Origin of the sequence: Paenibacillus sp. JJ-223 (assembly GCF_927798175.1) — a bacterium.
Classification (GTDB): Bacteria; Bacillota; Bacilli; order Paenibacillales; family Paenibacillaceae; genus Paenibacillus; species Paenibacillus hubeiensis.
In genome coordinates this window covers 449,849-466,764 of record NZ_CAKMMP010000001.1, presented here as the reverse complement: position 1 = coordinate 466,764, position 16,916 = coordinate 449,849, and the positions used below count along the sequence as shown (strand labels likewise).

The following is a 16,916-nucleotide window of genomic DNA, read 5'->3' as shown; positions in this document are numbered from 1 at the left end:
TTTTTGTGCATCCATGGATTCGCATTCTATTGCTGGATATCAGGCTTTTATCTAAATCGAAAGTGTTTTATTTCAAGCTTGTTTTGCTGCCCATTGCCATGATTTTTATTTTGGGCACTCTGTTCGGCAAATCCTCGCTCCCTTCCCATTCTCATCAAGAAGCTTCCACCGGACGGGTAGGCACGGATTCAAACATCGTTTTTCCTGTCGAATGGGTATCCGCCACAAACCAAACGGTTGACCCGATGCAATATGAGGCCGTAGCCATGACGGTACTGTTTTCCTTTCTCACGGCTTTCGAGCTCGCACACAGTCTGGTACGGGACAAACTGAATCACACACTGGGCCGCATTCAATCCTCGCCTTTGCCCATGATTCATTATGTCGCGGGAAAGCTTCTTGGCATTACTCTTGCCATTGTTGTTCAGATGGTAGTAATCATGTTCAGCAGTCGTCTGTTTTTTCAGGTAACCTGGGGCCATGTTCCGGCGGTGCTCTGTATTACGGCCCTTTACGGGCTTTGCATTGGTTCGGTGGTCTTAAGCTGTGGTTTCTGGGCCAAAGATCATGCTTCCATTTCCAGTTTTTCCGCCCCCGTACTGTACGGGCTTGGTTTTTTGGGAGGCAGCTTTTTCAATAAAGACAGCTTCCCGTACATATTAAAAAAAATCCAGGAATGGACACCCAATGGGCGAGCCATCGATGCCTTCTTACACGTAATGCAAGGGAAGAATTGGTCGGCACTTTTCTGGGATATGCTCATACTGGCGGGAATGGCAGGCCTGTTGTTATTGATGGTCTTGCTCTCCGCGGGCAGGAAGGTGAAATGAATATGCAGTTATGGCTTATGGTAACAAAACAAATGAAGTTGATGCTTGCGAATCGGATCGCCCTGTTGGCTCTTTTCGCCGCCCCTCTCCTGCTCACGTATTTATTTGCGTTTGCCCGGGATGAATATCCGATTACGCTCTATATCGCCGACCAAGACCAGAGCGGCTACTCTCACCAGTTGACCTCAATGCTTAAGGAGGACGGCAGCTTTAATGTCTTGATCCTGCCGGAAAACATTATGCATGAGAAAATCATGGAACAAGATACGGCTGCGGGCATCGTCATTGAGCAGGGGTTTGAATCAGGCGCTGGAGAAGGAACTGTTCCTTCACACATTAAATTGGTGCTGCCTAAAAGCAGTGCTCATCAAAACGTCGGACAACTTATCGGTGCAAAACTTGAAGCGTTCCTGCTCCATCAGGCGGAACCGGATCAACGCCTTCTCTCTTACAAAAAAGCGATAAATTCGTCGGAGGGATCGGTTCGTTCAAGGCTTGACGGATTCCTGCTGATGTTCCTGTGGTTTGCGGTGATCCAGGGATTCCGCACCTTGATGGATGAACGCGAGAACGGCCTTCAGCGCAGGCTGCTCATGGTGCCGGTACGCTTTGCCAAATACCTTCTGTCCAAGGTCATTTCGGCTTACCTGGTTGGCATTTCGATTACCTTCCTTGTATTGATCGCCAGCACATGGTTTCTGGACACGACGGTATGGGATCATTTCGGATTTGACATGGCGATTTGGGCCTCTTACCTGCTGGCTATTACAGGGCTGGTGATGCTGCTTGTGCCCTGGATCCATTCCCACCAAAGTTTTACCGTAACCGGGTCTGTCATTATGGCTTTAGCCGGGATTTTGGGAGGGTCATTCTTCCCGATTGAGGACAGCTTCCCCAAATGGTTCAGGCTGATTTCCGAGTGCGTACCCGGTACATGGGCCATGAGGGCGTTGAAGGACCTAAGCATGGGGAGCTATTCCCTTACATCAACCCTCGAAGTGGTTGGCAGATTGAGCGGGATTGGAATTGTGACTATAGCGCTATCGTTCCTGCTGATGAATTATACACTGCACAAACAAAAACGGAACGGTTAAACGTTCAGGTAAAAGGAGTTTGTTCGTTCATGAATCTAATGGGTTTGCTCGGCATGATCGAGATCATTTCAGGAATACTTGTCAACGTATATATCGGCCCTCTGGCCAACATTCTTTTTCGGAAAGACGGGACAGGTCCGCGCATTCCGCTGCGCGTAGCAGGCATATATTTAATCATTAACGGCTTTTCTAGATTGACCAGCTGAATCGATTACCGAAAAGCCAGAACAGCGGGGAATCCGCTGGTCTGCTTCAAGAATGAATTGGCACAGCATCTCGTCCGTCACGCTTTCGTATATTGCAAAATGGCCGCTGCTGCACGGACGCGCAAGTCCTCCTTGTCGCTGTGCAGCGCAGCCTTCAAAATATCGAGCGCAGATTGTACCGTTGCTCCATCCACATGGACCGAAGGTGCATCGTTCGATTTTTCGATGGCATCGATCGTCATATGCTCCAATTGGGCCTGGGATACCGGGTGTCCGAATTTTGCAAGGGTTGAGGAACTGTGGCAAAGCTCCCGAACTTTATCGTTTGCCTCTTCTAGGGGAACTCTGCCCAGCCAGGTCACTCCTCTTCGATGGCAAATCAAATCTTCTCCGATTCCGCAAGAATCATCGTAATAGTAATCACCCACGTCTCCAATATAGATCCAATGGCCATCGTGAATCAAAACACGGTCCCCGTCTTGCATGACTTCTGCAAATGTATGCAGCGTCTCCATGGAAGCCGCAAGCTCGCCCCCTTCCAGCTTATAGCTTGAAACAAGCCGTTCCTTCCATGCTGCCGGTGGATGCATTTCCAAATCTCCTGTTCCCGGCCATGCAATCCCGATGAAGTTGTCGGCAAGAAACGACGATCGGCGGTCAATGTCGTGCACCGCCGTTTGAATATGAAAGAGATTCATCTTGATTCCTCCAAAAGCTCAAATTAATGTCTACTATTCAAATTTACTTGTCGAACAGAACTCAAGCCAAATACGTTTGCAACATGATGGAGCATTCTTCTTAGGTATCGGTCGGCAAATCGTAATAATATCGGATCACGATATCCTGATCGTAATTGCCGAAGCCCTTTCCGAACAGCGTTAACCCCCCTCTTCCCCGCACCGCTTCTTCGGGATGGATCCGAAAGGCCCAGTTCGTGGCCTCTAGCTGCAAATCGTGAATTCCGACATCCGAGATGCGCTGTCCGTCGATGAAAGCACCTTGGTCATTGATGCGTAGAACCTTCAATAGGCCGTATTGGTTCACGTCGGAATGCCACCATTGCGGTGTAAGCCTACCCTTGCGGTCCCCGAAATCTCCCGGGCTTGTCCAGGTTCCTAAATGTTGCCCGTTCAGCGAAAAACGGATGTCCGAAGGCCAGTTTTCATTGGTTTGAGGAGCCTCTGAACCGAGTTCCAGCGAAATTTCAATTTCTCGGAGTATCTCATCCTTATGTAAATAATTCGGGATTTTATACTCGACGAATCCTCGCGCCATCCATAATATGCCCGCATGAACCCGATCCGGGTCCATGAAGCAGGCCGGCGTGTCGTACTGTCCGATCATCCGGGTCGTCGTGGCAATGCCGCATGTCGGCCACGCTTCGTAATCCGTGTATTGTCCAACGGGAATCGACACCTCGTGGTAAGAAGCATCCACCTGCTCGGGAGACAGTTTGATCAGCATGTACTCTTGCGTGACATAGCAATATTTATAGGTTCCCCCGTTCTTTCGCTTCATCCGGCTTCCCACAATGCCGGCCTTTTGCAGCTTGCTGACATGAGTGCTCACAATGGCTTTGCTGAGATAAAGCTCGTTTGCGAGTTCATTGATATGCATTTCTTTATTCAGCAGCAGCAAACGAATGATATTCAAGCGCGCTTCGCTTGCCAACGCCTCGTAGACCGCAAGAGAAGACGCGTCCGTACTTAACTGCATCGTTTAGTCCCCTTTGTCTAGAATTCGCTATTTAGCGAACTCATAAAAATAAGCTTGCCCCTTATATCTACATTATGATACACATTAATTATCAAATCAACCTACTGATTTCGCTATTTAGCTAATTCAAAGATAAAGATATGGAGGTTTTCCTTTTGCTCAAATCCAAAATGCTCATCGACAAAGACTTTCAGATCGCTTCGGTCGACCCCCGTATATACGGGTCTTTTATCGAACATCTGGGGCGAGCCGTTTACGGCGGTATTTATGATCCGGGGCACCCTACGGCCGACGAACGCGGGTTCCGCAAGGATGCCATCGAGGCGATCAAAGCGCTGAACGTGCCGATTATCCGTTATCCCGGCGGCAACTTCGTATCTGGGTATAACTGGGAAGACGGTGTAGGTCCGGTAGAAGAGCGGAAACGCAGACTTGAGCTTGCATGGTGGACTATCGAAACCAATGCGGTAGGGACGAACGAATTCGCGGATTGGGCCAAGCTCGTCGGAACGGAAGTCATGATGGCGGTCAATCTCGGCACGAGAGGCATTGATGCGGCAAGAAACCTTGTCGAATACTGCAATCATACTTCAGGCACCTATTGGAGCGACCTGCGCATTTCTCACGGCTACAGGGAGCCTCATAAGTTCAAAACCTGGTGCCTTGGCAATGAAATGGACGGCCCATGGCAGATCGGAGCTATGACGGCTGCCGAATACGGCCGAATCGCCAACGAAACGGCAAAAGCGATGAAATGGGTCGACCCGAGCATAGAACTCGTGGCGTGCGGCAGCTCCAGCCGGGGCATGAGCACATTCGCGGAATGGGAAGCTACCGTGCTTGACCTGTCCTACGAGAATGTCGATTATCTGTCTTTGCATGCCTACTACAATAACAACAAAAACAACACCTACGATTTCCTGGCGACATCGCTGGATCTCGACCAATTCATAGACAGCGTAGCATCCATCTGCGATTTTGTTCAGGCCAAGAAACGCAGCAAAAAGAAGCTTATGCTGTCGCTTGACGAGTGGAACGTTTGGAATTCCATCGGAACGAGCCGGGCCGAGGAACGTTGGCAGATCGCGCCGCCAGAATTTGAGGACGTGTATACGCATGAGGATGCGCTGGCGGTGGGATGTTACCTGATTACGCTTCTCAAGCATGCGGATCGTGTGAAGATGGCCTGCATTGCCCAACTGATCAACGTTATTGCGCCGATCATGACCGAAAACAACGGCGCCATCTGGTTTCAAACCACGTATTATCCGTTCATGCATGCATCCAATTTCGGACGCGGCACCGTTCTGCAATCCATCGTCTCTTCGCCGAAATATGATTCCAAGGATTTTACCGATGTGCCCTATCTCGAATCGATCAGTGTGTACGACGAGGAGCAAGGAACCATCACGATCTTTGCAGTAAACAGGCATCTTGACGAAAAGATGGAGCTCGACGTCGATCTTCGTTCCTTCGGAGAAACGACGTTCATTGAGCATATCGTTTTGGAGAACGATGATCTGAAAGCCGTCAACACCAAATCGAACCCGCACAACGTCGTCCCTCACTCCGGCGGACATACAAAGGTAGACAACGGCCAATTGCAATCCGTCCTGAACAAAGCATCATGGAACGTCATCCGTCTGCAAACCAAGCAAGTTTAAATTGGCTTGATCATCACCAAGAACCACTATCCCGATAAGCTGAACATAAACGTAACATTTGCAAAACCATAAAGACCTCCGCCCTGAATTACAGGGTTGGAGGTCTTTTCGACTTGGATACAGAACCCCCCTTAGCATTCAGGAGATTCGGCAATATCGCCCCAAGCAAATAAACGATCTATTCATTTGTGCTACGTGCCAACAAGTGTTTCAGGTTGTCATCAATAAATTGATTATCGATCCTGTTGATTCCCCGACCGGCAAAATGGCCCCACACCGACGGGATTGGGTTATAGACAGCATTAGGCATAAGCTTAGCCTCGTATTCATTATCTTCTGCTGTACAGAAGAGATCCGTGCTTCCCGGCATGATGCAGGCAAGAGCTTTAATGCTTCTGAGCGCTTTATCGAAATCTCCATTATAAGTGGGGTTTGCACTAATATCTGCATGCTGACCCGTCCATAACATGGCCAGAACATTATGAGGATCCATATTCATAAAGCTATCTTCCCAGACGCCGGATATAAAATCTTCCAAGGATTCAAACCCCAGCTCTCTATAAAGCTTCTCCCTATAAAAAGCATGCGACACCCCCCATCCCCCATAGACCCGGCCAACGGCACGCATGTCTGCAGAAGTCAGCTGGTTAAGCTTACTTGAATCGAAACGGGCTGCAGCCATGAGCGCAGCTTTCATACCGTCCAAGACAACAAAGGTATGGGGCCAAGACTTGGAGACACCCGCGAAAGGTGCAATTCGTTCCACCATCTCCGGATAACTTGCACCCCATTGAAATGCCTGAATGCCTCCCATGGACCACCCAACGACGAGAGCGATCTTCTGAATACCGAATGTTTCGGTCACCAGCCGATGCTGAAATTTAACGTTGTCGTAGATGGTTACCTGCGGAAAATGAGCCCGGTCGAATGGTGGAGGCGTATTACTGGGAGACGAGGATAAACCGTTGCCCAGCAGATTTGGAACGATAATAAAATATTTTTCCGGATCCAGGGCCATCCCGCTGCCAATCAGCCATTCATTCTGAACATGCTGGTCGCCAAAAGCAGTCGGATAGAGAATGACATTATCTTTCTGTTTATTTAATTGTCCATAAGTCTTATAAGCAAGAAAAGCGCTTGGCAACGTCACTCCCGATTGCAAGGTTACATCATCCAAATTAAAAATCTCATAATCCATCGTATGTTCGCTCCCTTCTAAATAGAAACCACACGTTCAATGTGTAATTTCTTGTACATAGTATAGAGCTGTGATACTCTCAATAAAAGTGAATAGAATTCAAGATAGTATTCAATTAAATTGAAAGTAAAGGGGGATGTATGATGGAGCTGCGTCAATTGATCACGTTCCGCACCGTTGCTGTAACATTGAATTTCACTCGGGCTGCGGAAGTTCTGAACTACGTCCCCTCCAATGTGACAATGCAAATTAAAGCTTTGGAGGAGGAGCTTGGCATTCGTCTCTTTGATCGTTTGGGCAAACAGCTTGCTCTCACTACGGCGGGCAAACGCTTTTTAACGCATATCCAAGGCGTTCTTGACAAATTGGACGAAGCCCGCAGCGTTGTTCATGACAACGAAAATCTAAGTGGCACTCTAACGATAAGTGCCAATGAGGTCATTTGCGCCTATCGCCTTCCAGCCGTCTTTCAACGGTTTCGTTCCCGGCATCCTGGAGTTCGTCTGATTTTCCGCTCCGTTCCAAATCAAGAGCTCAAGCAAACCCTTTTGGAGGGAACCTCGGATGTCGTCTATATGTTGGACGAACCCATTCGCTCGAGCGCGCTTGTCGTGGAGCCTTTACTGGAAGAAAATTTCCGCTTGTTCGCTGCACCCGACCATCCACTTGCCAAACAAACGGATTTACGACTGGAAGATTTCCATAATGAAGTGTTCCTGACGAATGAAAAGGGTTGTCCTTATCGAACCATGTTTGATCGGTCATTTGAAAAAGAGGGCATGGACAGCATTACGTATTTAGAGTTTCAAAGCGCCGAAGCTATTAAACAATGTGCAATTTCGGGAATCGGCATAGCTTTTCTTCCTGAAATCGTAGTGGAAGTCGAAGTTGAACGTGGAGAACTTGTGGCCCTTCCATGGCAAATTCCGGACTTGCACGTGTATACACAGATGTTGTGGCATAAAGACAAGTGGCTTTCACCTATCATGGAATCTTTCATAGAAGCATCAAGGGAACTTCTTGCAAAAGAATAACAACGACGTTAGATTACTAAAACAACACTTTAGTTGAACAAAAAGAGCCGATCGCATTGATCGACTCTTTTGTTTTTTGCTCAATAAAGAGCGCTTCCCGGAATTGAATCTCTGCCCGTGACTGTTCTTATCCTCCAATATTAGATTTGCTCTTCATGGAAAAAGATAACACCGCCGGAATGATCCCAAGCGCAACACCGATCGCTCCAAATAAACCAACGGATTGAAGGGATATGTTTTCCACGACCATTCCCCCAATTATAGCCCCACCGGCCATACCCAATTGAATGATTGAAGTGTTTAAGCTCAGGACAATCCCCGAGGCTTTTGGAGCCATACCAATTAGATATACCTGTTGGACGGGGCCTGTTGACCAGGCAAAAAAGGACCACAACATAAGTAAGGGCAGCATGATGAATACGGAAGTTTGGGCGAGTCCTGTCATTAAAAGCAAGATCCCGGAATGGAAAAGCAGGCCTCCGATCAATGTACGGGGAATCCCCCATTTATCCGCACCATAGCCGCCGACCTGGGAACCTAGCAGACTGGCTATACCGAATGCAAACAGCCCCATACTGACCATGCGGTCGCTCATTCCAGTAATGTTCAACAGGAATGGCGAAATATATGTGTAAATGATGGTATAACCAAGTATCCAGAAAAATCCTATGGATAGAGCTATAGAAATTCGAGGCGTTTTAAGCAAGGATAACTGCTCCCGTATTGGCACAGGAGTCTCTCCCTTAGACTTAGGAATAGTCAACCCAAGTACAAACATTGCAATCAAGCTGAGTATGCCGATCCCCGTAAAAATGATCTTCCAATCATAGGAACCAGCAATCACTCTTCCTAAAGGAACACCGAGAATAAGCGCAAGGTTAAAGCCTAAAAGAACGGTAGCAATTGCACTTCCTTGCTTGCCTTGTTGAGCAATGTTGGCGGCGACGGTCAAGGCAACCACCATAAATACACCCGTGCCAACCGCCAGTATGATTCTAGCTCCCAGCAGCATGGAGAAGCCAGTCGTTAAAATCGTGACTAGATTGCCTATGAAAAATAGCGTCAACGCAGCCAGCATAAGCTTTCTTCGATCCATTTTTGCAGTGATTGCAATCAAAATCGGGGTGCCGATTGCGTAAGCAAGTGAGTAAACGGTGATGAGTTGTCCAGCGGCTGCCAGCGTCACTCCGGTATCACTTGCTATTCTATCCAGTATACCCGCGATTACAAATTCAGATGTCCCTACCAAAAAACTGACAATGGCCAGAATATAAATTTTCCAAGGATTTCCCATGTTATTCCCTCACATTCATTTCTATATTTCCAGAATTATAGAACTCATGTTTACTATTGAGCTGCATCTGATTAGCTCACATCCTGTCTTCTTATTTTCTGGCGAGCTCCTTACGAACAATAGGGGCAACTTTAGTACCGAAAAGCTCGATCGTCCGCAGCAATTCCAAATGAGACAGTGAGCTGAAATCAACATACATCAGAAAACGGGTCAAACTTAATTTCTCTTGCGCAAGCAGGATCTTCTCCGCCACATATTCTGGATCACCAACATATAGAGCACCACGAAGGTTGCAAGCTTCTTTGAATGTGTCGTGAGTATAAGGTGCCCACCCTCGTTCCCGTCCAATCTTATTCATCTGCTCGGCCATAACGGGAAAGTACTGTTCAGCGGCTGATTCAAAGGATTCCGCAATAAAACCATGGGAATGCGTTGCAATTTGCAGCTTACCGGGATCGTGTCCGGCTTTCTTAGCAGCTTCCTTATATAGCTCCACCAATGGTGCAAAGCGTTCCAGCATGCCACCGATAATGGAGAAGATTACGGGAAGACCCAGTATACCGGCTCGAATGGCTGACTCCGGGTTACCGCCAGTGGCGATCCATACCGGCAATGGGTCTTGTTGTGCACGGGGATATACGCCCATATCATGAATAGCCGGACGATGTCCGCCACCCCACGTCACCTTTTCATTAGCGCCTATTTTTAATAAAAGTTCAAGTTTCTCTTCGTACAACTCTTCGTAGTCGTTCAAGTTATACCCGAACAGTGGAAACGACTCAACAAAAGAGCCGCGTCCGGCCATGATCTCAGCACGCCCTTTCGATAGTACGTCCAGTGTTGCGAAATCCTGATATACCCGGACAGGATCATCCGAAGAGAGCACCGTTACAGCGCTGGATAGCCGAATCCGCTTCGTTGTGGATGCTGCAGTCGCAAGAATGACCGCCGGTGATGAGCTTGTATAGTCGATTCGATGATGTTCGCCAACAGCATACACGTCCAGCCCAACCTGATCCGCCAGCTGAACCTCTTCGATCGCTTGTCGCAGCCTCTCTGCTGGCGATACACCACCATGCTCTGGATTGGTATGTAGAAAGGTAGTTATGCCCAATTCCATGTTCTTTGACCTTTTTTCCATCATTATTTGCTCCTTTATCATTTCTTCACTTCTAGAAATGTAGAACTGTTACTCAAAAAAATTTACGCCAGCAAATAAGGCGCAAATTTCTCTGCCATTTCCCGATCAACACAATAATGAATATACGATCCACTTTTAGACGAATGAATTAAGCCCGAGTCAGTTAATTGCTTCAGGTGATGTGACAACGTCGAGCTAGCTACGGTTTCCAGTTTCTCTCCAATAGCTGTAAAGCATTGATTGCTCTCTTTCACCAGCAGCAATGCAATTTTTAAACGTGTGGGTTCACCTAACGCCTTGTATATTTTGACCGCCTGGCCCATTTTTTTTTCGTTTTCAGTCATGGTTAATGACCTCCTTTTCAAGCACAACTCTACATTTCTATAAGTGTAGAACTGATGATAACACCTTATTGTTTAAATGTAAAGGGGACTATGGCTTGCCACCAGAGCTTGAGTTAACGAAAGTGGAACCGGTGCGGATCGAGCTGTTACTGCATGACAATGGAATAAAAGAGAGCTGCCAGGATGAAACGGTATAGAGCAAACCACTCCAGTCTCAATCGCTTGATGAGTTTAATAAACGTCACAACCGCAATCATGGCTATAAGGAAGGAAGTTATAAAGCCAATTAACATCAGATATATATCGTCTGAGCGAAGTAAATCGCGACTATCGTATAAATCCAGCAAGGTTGCACCAAACATGACTGGTACTGAAATAAGGAAGGTAAAATCCGCGGCTGCTTTTTGGCTGGTCCCCAGCAAAAGGCCGCCTGAAATTGTCGATCCTGATCTCGAAAACCCTGGCCACAAAGCCAAACATTGGAACAGGCCAATACCGAAAGCTTGTTTATAATTAATGTTATCCATCGTATCAGCGGTTTCTTTTCTTCTGCTCCGTGCTGCGATAATCAACAACACGCCACCTGCAACCAAACCAATCAAGACAGGAGTTGGACCGAATAATTGGCTTTTGATCGTATCCTTGAAGAGAAGATATACAATTAACGCTGGTACCATAGCCAAAATCATATGGATCACGTTTAGTCCTTTTGAAAAATCCATCTTGATTAAATTTGACCCAATTTCCATATATCTTTTCCAATAAAGAATGAGAACTGCCATTACTGCACCCAACTGTATAACAATTTTAAAGGTTATTGACGCGTCTCCCTCAAAGTTAAGCAAATCACCTGCTAAAATAAGATGTCCAGTAGACGATACTGGTAAAAACTCGGTTAAGCCTTCTATGATACCGAGTATTATTGCTTTAATTACATCCGTCATCCGTAAATATCCTCCTTAGGAAAATAAACTTGTTTAACAATTTTAAGTATAAGGGGTTCTGTTTGTTCCCTCCCATCGATTAACGTAACAATATTCGATTCAGCGTGACATTTTTGTCACATAGGATGTGAATCTCTTTCGAATATGGCAAAACGGATAACGATGTTCGATTCGAAGAAAAAACGAAACGACCGTTCTCCGGTAAAGTGCCGGGAAACGGTCGCAATTTCATATTGTTTTTTGATACACCGATATTTTACGAATGAAAAAAGGAGAATATACGATATGTATTTTTTCCTTCTGCCTTAGCCAGATAAAGTGCGGCATCTGCTTTTTGAAGAAGCTCTTTGACGGTATCCCCTTTTTCGCAAAATGCGATGCCTATGCTGGATGTCGTACGAAGTTCCTGCCCTCCGATATTCCAAGGAAGCTGCAATTGTTCTAAAATATTTTCGGCCAAAACACGGGTATCCGAGAACGTGGTGCGAGGAAGGACAAACACGAATTCATCACCGCCCATTCTCGTTAAAACCTCATGTTTACGAAGGCAAGCCCCTGCTCGCTTTACAAATTGCCGCAGCAATTCATCCCCTGCTTCATGACCTAATGTATCATTGATCTGCTTGAAATGATCCAGATCGGCAAACATCACAGCCACCTGTTCTACGTCCGTTGTTTCTTCATTTAAAACCTGATTTAACAATTTCGTTAGAAACCTTCGGTTTGGAGCTCCGGTTAAAGCATCACGGTAACTTAATTGCTCCAGTTGTTCCTGATGCTTTTTTCGCTCTGTCACTTCCCTTCCGACCAGCATCATATTTTTAAAATTACCGTGTTCATCAAACACAGGCGTTCCCTTCAACTCCAGCCATACGGGATCTCCCTGCTCATGTTGGCGTTGTATTTCATAGGTAAAGGGCTGTTGCAAGAGCAGCATCTCCATAAAAACGGCACGAAACTCCTCATCCACTTCGTCATTCGGGTTGTAGAATACCCACTTGCCTATATATTCTTTTGGATCAAACCCAAGTACCATCTTATGAGAAGGAGACGCATACTCCACGATTCCGTCAAGATTGATCAGCTGTATCAAATCCAGGGAATTATCCGCTAACAATCGATAACGTTCTTCGCTTTCCTTCAGAGCCGTAAGCAGCTTTTTTTGCTCCGTAATGTTCTTGCCCACTCCAAAAACGCCATTGACCTTCCCTTCATAAAACAAAGGAACCTGCTTTATTTGCAAGTAAACGATATCTCCGTTTTTATGCTGCGCTTCGGTCACGTATTGACAGGATGCACCCTTTAGAACCTCACCGAAAAACTGTTTAATCAAATCAAGCTCATGCTGACAAAATAAATCTTTGTACGACACACCCATAATTTCTTCCTTGTTATACCCTAAACATTCAGTAACCCCTTCATTGACTTCTACAATTTTTCCTTCGTTGGAAACGATAAAGATGGCATCTGGATTGTGATTAATGATCGATTTTAATGCCTCTATAGACTGCTCGCTCAAAAATTCTCTCATTCTTCTTGTTTAATCCTCCGCCATGATTACGAAATTTGTTAACGTTATACGATATAGTAGCAAATTTTTACTTCGTTTGGTATTACTAAAACTTACCAGTTGGCGTCTCGCAAGAACTTGGTTCCTTAAAACAAAAAAAGCCGCTGAAATCGCGACTTTGAATGGTACAAGTTTTTTTTATCCTTAAACACTACATTGACTATTTCCCTTGCAACTGATTCTTTTTCCACTTTCTTATTTTGGTCCTGAATGTTGTGAATGGTGCCACGGAATTGATGTGAATATACCTTATGGCAGGCCACTTCGGATTGCTTCCCGTCCATTTTAAAGTGCCTTGAGTATATAATTCTTCGGTAGTAAGCGTATCAATCCAGGACTGGAATTGCAGCTCCACTTTTTTGAATTCTTGACGCAGCTCAGTTAACGAAAGATGAGCATAATCGTTATAAAAAGATTGATAGAGCGCACCTAACTGGTTCCATTTGTAATCAGGAGAAGGAGTTACGACTTTTTTTCCAGCACGCTCATCCTTGTCCCAACTCATCACAAGATTTAGCCACCCGAGTTGGTAAGCAATCATTTCACTTGGTGTCCGATCTACATCCTTGTCACGTGTATCTTTAAGTTCTTCAGGAATTTCGTCAAACTCACCATCAAATAACAAAAAGCGTTTATGAATCTCTTCCTTTAAACGGGTTTTAGACTCGTACATGGTACCACTCCTTATCCGTCTTTAACTGAGGTGTGTATATTATTTAATGAAAAGAGTTTCCGGTGAAGAACACTAGTGTTCGTTAGCTCATCGGATGCCACTCCTCTTTAATAAGACCGTATATAACTCGGTCAACATATTGATTGTGAAGCAGCTCATAGTTTCTAATAATTCCTTCTTGAGTAAAGCCCAAGCGTTCTGGTATCGCTCTGCTTTTGAAGTTGTTAGTTGCAGCTCCTATCTCAACCTTAGCTAACCGCAAATCATTAAAAGCGTGATTGATGAAGGCGTTACAGGCCTTGGTCATGATGCCGTTACCTTCAAATCGGGCTCCTAACCAATACCCTATTTCAGTTCGTTTAGAATCCCAATCCATCCATAAATAGCCGATCGATCCTACGATTTCTCCCTTATGCCAGATACCGGACCAGTATCCATTATCCTTTGAAAATCGACTTAAAGAACGATGGATAAAGGCTCTTGTATCATCAACCGTATTTGTTTGATCCGGAAACTCTAGCCATTTTCTTAAAGAATCACGGCTACGATCAATCAACTCAAATAATGGTTGTGCATGTGACTGCTGGAGAATCGAAAGGTATGTCTGATCATCAATGATGGCTTTGTACATAGACTAATCGCCCCTTATTTGGTCGCCCACAATTTGGTTAGAGCTATTGTAGCAAAATCCAATAATGTTAGCTACCTAAGATCAAGAGAAGTTTCTATAATTTCCATTCATATTGAATATCAGGCAAATTCTCCTCATTCTCATGTCCTCGACCAATCATTTCAAATCCATTTTTCTCATAAAACCTTTGGGCATTTTTATTAACTTCAAATGTATATAAGGTTAATTTTCCACTGGCTTGTGCCTTTGCTTTATTAAGCAAAGTTTGCCCTATACCCCTACCTTGATAATCAATATGAATATAAAGTTGGCTGATCTCCGTTTCATTATAGGCAATCATTCCAACGACTTTGTCATCCATTAACGCTAAATCGATTTGATACTGTTCAGCTAATATATGTTTTAAGAAATAAAGATGGCTGTCGAAGCTATGGATTTCAGCCTGACCAATGGCCCGTTCCTTACTGTCTCTCCACATTTTCACTGTAGGTTCAGCATACTTGGGATGATACTTAGATACTTTAATTTCTAATTTGTTCATTACATACCGCCTTTCAATGTATAGATTTTCAGAATGCAGCACCGTTTGTTTCTGTACAACTACTTTCGAGTATACAAGAATAATTATCTTATGTTAATTACAAGGTGCAGGTAAGAAAATATAATCAAAACAGGTAATCGCAGAATTCTGAAGTGACCAAAAAAATAGTGAGTAACGGAGGAACCGGATGAAGGATGAATTCGCTCAAATCCAAAATTCAATCGAGCTGCTTATGCAGGACAACATGCCACAAGAAGTCGTTGACAAGGCAATGACTATGTTTACAAAAAAGAAAATACCTAAAGGAGATATACTAGTTCATCAAGGAGCTGTGCAGAACGAAATATATTTTGTTACCTCCGGTTTATTAAGAAGCTATTATATTGACATGAATGGGAATGACGTCACAAGATTTTTTTCAAAAGAAGGTTCCTTACTTTGTTATGAACGATTGTTTGATCATAAACCTTCAAACCGTTCCGTCGAAGCCTTAGAGGAATGTGTCGTTATGGTAATCCAATGCAACGAACTCCCGTCTCGTTGAGCAGAATCAGAAGAACGATTGCCGAGGAAATTTAAAATTTGGAAAGCGAGGAAGTCATCATGAAATATGTAACCATGAAAACCAGTCAAATACCAGCTATAGCACTGGGAACGTGGTCATGGGGTATAGGGGTTAACGGTGGAGATCGGGTTTTTGGAAATAACTATAATGAAGAGGACTTACGACCTGTTTATCAAAAAGCCATCAAAGAAGGTTTTACCTTATGGGATACTGCAGCTGTATATGGTTATGGCGCATCTGAAACCATTTTAGGTGGATTTATTAAAGAAGAACAAGACATCATGATTTCTACGAAATTCACACCCTTCGATGGCCAGGAACAAAATATGAGGAAGTCTTTAAATGAAAGTATGGAAAGGCTTGGAAAGCAGCATATTGACCTGTATTGGATCCACAATCCCCGGAATATTGAAAAATGGACAAAAGAAATCATCCCCTTGGCAAAAGAGAACAAGATTAAACACATCGGAGTATCTAATCACAACTTGGATGAATTAAAATTAGCTGTCAGCATTCTGGAAAAAGAGAGTCTGGCGCTTTCAGCCGTTCAAAATCATTATAGTTTGTTATACAGGGAATCCGAAGAAGCAGGCATTATCGATTGGTGTAACAACAATAATATCGTTTTCTTCTCCTATATGGTCCTGGAACAAGGAACACTCACAGGCAAATATAATGCCAATCATCCGTTTAAAAGCAATACAAGAAGAGGCGAAGCTTTTAATATAGGAACTCTGCGAAAACTTCAATATTTAATCGATGTAATGGGCGAGATTGGAGACAAATATAACGTTGGACCGGCGACCACAGCAATGGCTTGGGCCATTGCAAAGGGAACTGTACCCATTATAGGAGTTACCAAAGAAGCACAGATCGACGATGCATTAGCTGCTGTTCATCTCACATTAGAAAGAAAGGACATTCAAGATTTAGAACAAGCTGCTATGGAGACAGGTATATCCGTCAGAGGGGCATGGGAAAAAAGCATGAAAAAATAATTTTGCGTTTTATACTAAACGCTCTTCGGATTTGGATGGAGGAAGATCATCCCCCCAACGCAGGAATTTTCCTGATTTCTTCCCTGTTCATCGGCCTTGGCTCGGTAGTCGCCCAGATTCTTGTACCTTACGCTACTTTTTTATCTTCAGAAAAACAACGTTAACGAGTCGTGGGCAATGTCTTGAGCGCGGCTGGAAGACTGCAGCTGTTCTGGGCATCATTCTTCCGGCTGCAGCGCTGCTTTACTTCTTCACCGAACGAAAACCCGTCTTTAGCAAGCTGGAACAAAGCTAAACCTGGTCACCAATACGTTCAGCCAGTCAAAAGGACTTGAAACATGTCTTTTGACTGGCTTTTATCTGGTTTGCTGCACCCTTACGTGAAATGAAATAGTTGTCGCACAGGGTTATGACCATCGGGCAGCCCTTTTTTTATCTTTACTATATAGGTTGAACCAATGATTTTTACACAG

Annotated in this window: 18 protein-coding genes; 7 read left to right on the top strand and 11 right to left on the bottom strand. The window is 44.8% G+C overall.

Annotated elements, in window-relative coordinates; genetic code table 11:
• The first annotated feature begins 5 nt into the window (after positions 1-5).
• From L6H98_RS01955 to L6H98_RS01945, 3 genes are read left to right on the top strand one after another with little or no spacing between them, the layout of a single operon-like run.
• Entirely contained in the window at positions 6-830 is an 825-nt protein-coding gene (locus tag L6H98_RS01955) for an ABC transporter permease (RefSeq protein ID WP_236412478.1), read from the top strand.
• On the top strand, positions 827-1,924 hold the full coding sequence (locus L6H98_RS01950; RefSeq protein WP_236412476.1) for an ABC transporter permease: 1,098 nt from the start codon (positions 827-829) through the stop codon (positions 1,922-1,924). Before L6H98_RS01955 ends, L6H98_RS01950 begins: the two co-directional genes overlap by 4 nt.
• A gap of 29 nt (positions 1,925-1,953) precedes the next feature.
• Positions 1,954-2,130 (top strand): hypothetical protein, encoded by a 177-nt coding sequence (locus tag L6H98_RS01945; RefSeq protein ID WP_236412474.1) that lies wholly within the window; start codon positions 1,954-1,956, stop codon positions 2,128-2,130.
• Between the two features lie 77 nt (positions 2,131-2,207).
• On the opposite strand, the gene L6H98_RS01940 is transcribed toward L6H98_RS01945, so the two are convergent.
• Together L6H98_RS01940 and L6H98_RS01935 are read right to left on the bottom strand one after the other, a co-directional pair.
• Positions 2,208-2,828 (bottom strand): hypothetical protein, encoded by a 621-nt coding sequence (locus L6H98_RS01940; protein WP_236412472.1) that lies wholly within the window; start codon positions 2,826-2,828, stop codon positions 2,208-2,210.
• Between the two features lie 100 nt (positions 2,829-2,928).
• Positions 2,929-3,846, bottom strand: coding sequence for an ArsR family transcriptional regulator (locus L6H98_RS01935; protein WP_236412470.1), 918 nt, complete (start codon positions 3,844-3,846; stop codon positions 2,929-2,931).
• A gap of 140 nt (positions 3,847-3,986) precedes the next feature.
• On the opposite strand from L6H98_RS01935, the gene L6H98_RS01930 reads away from it, so the two are divergent.
• Positions 3,987-5,510 (top strand): alpha-N-arabinofuranosidase, encoded by a 1,524-nt coding sequence (locus L6H98_RS01930; protein WP_290371404.1) that lies wholly within the window; start codon positions 3,987-3,989, stop codon positions 5,508-5,510.
• A gap of 178 nt (positions 5,511-5,688) precedes the next feature.
• Here the strand turns inward: L6H98_RS01930 and L6H98_RS01925 are convergent, their stop codons facing one another.
• A complete protein-coding gene (locus L6H98_RS01925; RefSeq protein ID WP_236412468.1) occupies positions 5,689-6,708 on the bottom strand; it encodes an alpha/beta fold hydrolase in 1,020 nt (339 codons plus the stop codon).
• A gap of 143 nt (positions 6,709-6,851) precedes the next feature.
• Between L6H98_RS01925 and L6H98_RS01920 the strand changes: the two genes are divergently transcribed.
• Positions 6,852-7,742, top strand: a complete 891-nt coding sequence (locus tag L6H98_RS01920; protein WP_236412943.1) for a LysR family transcriptional regulator — start codon at positions 6,852-6,854, stop codon at positions 7,740-7,742.
• 127 nt (positions 7,743-7,869) lie between these two features.
• Here the strand turns inward: L6H98_RS01920 and L6H98_RS01915 are convergent, their stop codons facing one another.
• The 8 genes from L6H98_RS01915 to L6H98_RS01880 all read right to left on the bottom strand — a co-directional run bounded on the left by L6H98_RS01915 (position 7,870) and on the right by L6H98_RS01880 (position 14,880).
• Entirely contained in the window at positions 7,870-9,036 is a 1,167-nt protein-coding gene (locus tag L6H98_RS01915) for an MFS transporter (RefSeq protein ID WP_236412467.1), read from the bottom strand.
• Positions 9,037-9,127: 91 nt separating this feature from the next.
• Positions 9,128-10,177: an Atu2307/SP_0267 family LLM class monooxygenase gene (locus L6H98_RS01910; RefSeq protein WP_236412941.1), complete on the bottom strand. Its 1,050-nt coding sequence runs from the start codon at positions 10,175-10,177 to the stop codon at positions 9,128-9,130.
• A gap of 62 nt (positions 10,178-10,239) precedes the next feature.
• On the bottom strand, positions 10,240-10,521 hold the full coding sequence (locus tag L6H98_RS01905; RefSeq protein ID WP_236412466.1) for a metalloregulator ArsR/SmtB family transcription factor: 282 nt from the start codon (positions 10,519-10,521) through the stop codon (positions 10,240-10,242).
• Positions 10,522-10,667: 146 nt separating this feature from the next.
• Positions 10,668-11,465, bottom strand: a complete 798-nt coding sequence (locus tag L6H98_RS01900) for an undecaprenyl-diphosphate phosphatase (protein WP_236412465.1) — start codon at positions 11,463-11,465, stop codon at positions 10,668-10,670.
• A gap of 256 nt (positions 11,466-11,721) precedes the next feature.
• Positions 11,722-12,996, bottom strand: coding sequence for a diguanylate cyclase (locus L6H98_RS01895; protein ID WP_236412464.1), 1,275 nt, complete (start codon positions 12,994-12,996; stop codon positions 11,722-11,724).
• A 199-nt stretch (positions 12,997-13,195) separates the two neighbouring features.
• Complete coding sequence (locus tag L6H98_RS01890; protein WP_236412463.1) at positions 13,196-13,708, bottom strand: ClbS/DfsB family four-helix bundle protein; 513 nt, start codon at positions 13,706-13,708, stop codon at positions 13,196-13,198.
• Between the two features lie 82 nt (positions 13,709-13,790).
• Positions 13,791-14,339, bottom strand: coding sequence for a GNAT family protein (locus L6H98_RS01885; protein WP_236412462.1), 549 nt, complete (start codon positions 14,337-14,339; stop codon positions 13,791-13,793).
• Between the two features lie 94 nt (positions 14,340-14,433).
• A complete protein-coding gene (locus L6H98_RS01880) occupies positions 14,434-14,880 on the bottom strand; it encodes a GNAT family N-acetyltransferase (RefSeq protein WP_236412461.1) in 447 nt (148 codons plus the stop codon).
• Positions 14,881-15,067: 187 nt separating this feature from the next.
• On the opposite strand from L6H98_RS01880, the gene L6H98_RS01875 reads away from it, so the two are divergent.
• Positions 15,068-15,424 carry a cyclic nucleotide-binding domain-containing protein gene (locus L6H98_RS01875; RefSeq protein WP_236412460.1) on the top strand — a complete coding sequence of 119 codons (357 nt, stop codon included), beginning with the start codon at positions 15,068-15,070 and terminating at the stop codon, positions 15,422-15,424.
• A 59-nt stretch (positions 15,425-15,483) separates the two neighbouring features.
• The gene (locus L6H98_RS01870; RefSeq protein WP_236412459.1) at positions 15,484-16,443 is read left to right on the top strand and encodes an aldo/keto reductase; all 960 of its coding nucleotides are present in this window, start codon (positions 15,484-15,486) and stop codon (positions 16,441-16,443) included.
• Positions 16,444-16,916: the final 473 nt, after the last annotated feature.